The 2,573-nt window shown below is 71.0% G+C and carries 3 protein-coding genes; all 3 read left to right on the top strand.

Features of this window, described 5'->3' with window-relative positions:
* Positions 1 to 468 precede the first annotated feature (468 nt).
* The 3 genes from ACE3Q3_RS23895 (at position 469) to ACE3Q3_RS23885 (ending at position 2,525) form a co-directional block, all read left to right on the top strand.
* Entirely contained in the window at positions 469 to 1,026 is a 558-nt protein-coding gene (locus ACE3Q3_RS23895; protein ID WP_374450287.1) for a GNAT family N-acetyltransferase, read from the top strand.
* On the top strand, positions 1,023 to 1,484 hold the full coding sequence (locus tag ACE3Q3_RS23890; protein WP_374450285.1) for a GNAT family N-acetyltransferase: 462 nt from the start codon (positions 1,023 to 1,025) through the stop codon (positions 1,482 to 1,484). The genes ACE3Q3_RS23895 and ACE3Q3_RS23890 overlap by 4 nt, the downstream gene beginning before the upstream one ends.
* Positions 1,485 to 1,547: 63 nt before the next feature.
* Positions 1,548 to 2,525 (top strand): Bug family tripartite tricarboxylate transporter substrate binding protein, encoded by a 978-nt coding sequence (locus ACE3Q3_RS23885; protein WP_374450283.1) that lies wholly within the window; start codon positions 1,548 to 1,550, stop codon positions 2,523 to 2,525.
* Positions 2,526 to 2,573 lie beyond the last annotated feature (48 nt).

The raw sequence follows: 2,573 nt of genomic DNA, 5'->3' as shown, positions 1-2,573 counted from the left end.
CCGGGCGCCCGTCGAAGAGGTGCGAGGGCAGGCCCTGGTTCTTCATCCAGCTCCGGTGCACGAAACCGTCGCGGTCCTGCTTGCCGAACCACTCGCCGCTGCGGAGCTTCGGGCGTTCCGTCATTCTCTCCTCCCGGATTTTCGCTTCTGGGCGCCGCCGGTCGGCGACGCGTCTGGACAGGGACGGGCATCGTAGCCGAGCAGGGTGCCCTCGCAAGAGAAACACCGGGCAGCGTCTTGAATTCGCGAGATCTCGGTGATATCTGCTGCGGTCTGACAGCCGAGAAAGGGCCTCTGGCCTTGCTGAGCCGACGACTCCGACGAAATGCGACCCGCCTCTGCCCGACGAGGGCGGTGGTTCGCGTGCGCGTCCGGGAGCGGCTCCAGGCCTGATCGCCCAGCCCGTCCTCCGATCGCCGCACCGGACCGCCTCCCGGTGCCACCCGACAGCGATCTTCGAGGACGACGATGACCATCCGCTACGAGACGCCGCACGACGCGGCCGCCGTGGAAGCCCTCCTGGACCGGAGCTTCGCGCCGGGCCGCGAGCGCAAGACCGCCTACCGGCTCCGCGACGGCGTTCCGGCCATTCCCCAGCTCTCGTTCGTCAACGCCCTGCCGGGCGGAGCGGTCGCCGCGACCCTGCGCTTCTGGCCGATCGCCGTCGGTTGGGACCGGGTGCCGGGCCTGTTGCTGGGGCCGCTCGCCGTCGATCCCGCCCTCCAGGGGCTGGGCTTCGGCAAGGCGCTGATGCGCCACGGTCTGGCGGCGGCCGAGGCCGATGGCCACCGGATCGTCGTGCTGGTCGGCGATCCCGGCTACTATGCGCCGTTCGGCTTCACCCGCGACCTGACGCGGAACCTGGCGATGCCGGGACCGGTGGAGCCGCATCGCTTCCTCGCCCGGGAACTGGTCCCGGGCGCGCTCGACGGGGTCCACGGCATGGTCCAGCGCGTGTCCGACGACGCCATCTACGCCCCGCCCGCCCTGATCGGCGCCGGCCTGCCGGTCTTCGCCGAGCCATGATCGCCGGCCTGCGGCCGGCGACCGTCGCGGACGCCTATCGGGTGGCGGCGCTCGTCGACCGCGCCTACGGCCACTATGTCGCGCGCATCGGCCGCAAGCCCGGGCCGATGCTGGTCGACTATGGCGAGGCCCTGCAGCAGATGCGGGGCTTCGTCGTCGAGCGCGACCGCCGCATCGTCGCGCTGCTGCTCCTCGACGAGGCCCGGGACCATCTGGCGGTCGAGAACGTCGCGGTCGACCCCAGTCATCAGGGCGCCGGGCTCGGCCGGCAGCTGATGGAACTGGCGGAGACCGAGGCGCTGGCCCGCGGCCTCGTCGAACTGCGGCTCTACACCCATCAGATGATGACCGAGAACCAGGCGATCTATCGCCGGCTCGGCTATGTCGAATATGACCGCCGCATCGAGCACGGGCTGGCCCGGGTCTACATGCGCAAGGAACTGTCGCGCCGGCGCTGACCCTGTCGTAGCCTCCCGCCCCGACGGGCCCGGCAAGGGCAGAAACGATGTGGGAGGACCGGTATGACGACGATGCGGAGGCTGGCGCTCGCCTGCGCGGCCGTGGTGGCGATGACGGGCGGCGCGCTCGCCCAGGCCTATCCGACGAAGCCGATCAAGCTGGTGGTACCGTTCCCGGCCGGCAGCACGACCGACCTCGTCGGCCGCATCCTGGCACAGAAGCTGGGTCCGGCGCTGGGCGAGCAGGTGGTGATCGACAACCGCGGCGGCAGCGGCGGCACCATCGGCGCCGAGGCGGTCGCCCGCTCGCCGGCCGACGGCTACACGCTGCTGATGGCCACGATCGGGACGCACGCGATCAATCCCGCGCTCTACAAGAAGATCCCCTACGACCCGGTGAAGGACTTCGCGCCGATCGCCCAGTTCGGGACGGCGCCGAACGTGCTGGTGGTCAATCCGACGGTGCCGGTGCGGACGCTGGCCGAACTCGTCGCCTACGCCCGCGCCAAGCCGGGCGAGCTCAACTACGGTTCGTCGGGCAACGGCACCTCGAACCATCTCTCGGGCGCGATGCTGGCGGCGCGCGAGAAGCTCGACATGGTCCACGTCCCCTATCGCGGCGGAGCGCAGGCGATCGAGGGACTGTTGCGCGGCGACATCCGGCTGATGTTCTACCACTACCTGCCACTGCTGCCCTTCATCGAGGAAGGCAAGCTGAGGCCGCTCGCCGTCACCGGCGCGGAGCGGGTGAAGTCGAAGGCGCTGGAGGCGGTGCCGACCATGGCCGAGGCCGGCATGAAGGACTTCGTCGTCTCGGCCTGGTTCGGGGTCTATGCCCCGGCGGGGACCCCGCCGGCTGTCGTCCAGCGCGTCAACCAGGCGATCCGGGCCGTGATGGCGACGCCCGAGATGCGGGAGACCCTGAGCAAGCAGGGCATCGACCCCCTGACCGGCAGCCCGGACGACCTCGACCGGTTGATGAAGGCCGAGATCGTCCGCTGGGCCGCCATCGTCGAGAGCGCGGGCGCGCGCGTCGACTGACGGCAGGGGAGGCGCGGGCGGCGCGGCCGCCCGCTACTTCCCCTTCCG

The sequence above is a fragment of the Allostella sp. genome, assembly GCF_041913585.1.
Classification (GTDB): Bacteria; Pseudomonadota; Alphaproteobacteria; order ATCC43930; family Allostellaceae; genus Allostella.
Note: the sequence above shows the minus strand (reverse complement) of the source record. Positions and strands in the feature narration are given on the sequence as shown.

What these genes read in the sequence shown, in the direction of transcription:
- ACE3Q3_RS23885 (WP_374450283.1), top strand. Translation starts at nt 1,548, where the DNA reads ATGACGACGATGCGGAGGCTGGCGCTCGCCTGCGCGGCCGTGGTGGCG.
- ACE3Q3_RS23895 (WP_374450287.1), top strand. Translation starts at nt 469, where the DNA reads ATGACCATCCGCTACGAGACGCCGCACGACGCGGCCGCCGTGGAAGCC.
- ACE3Q3_RS23890 (WP_374450285.1), top strand. Translation starts at nt 1,023, where the DNA reads ATGATCGCCGGCCTGCGGCCGGCGACCGTCGCGGACGCCTATCGGGTG.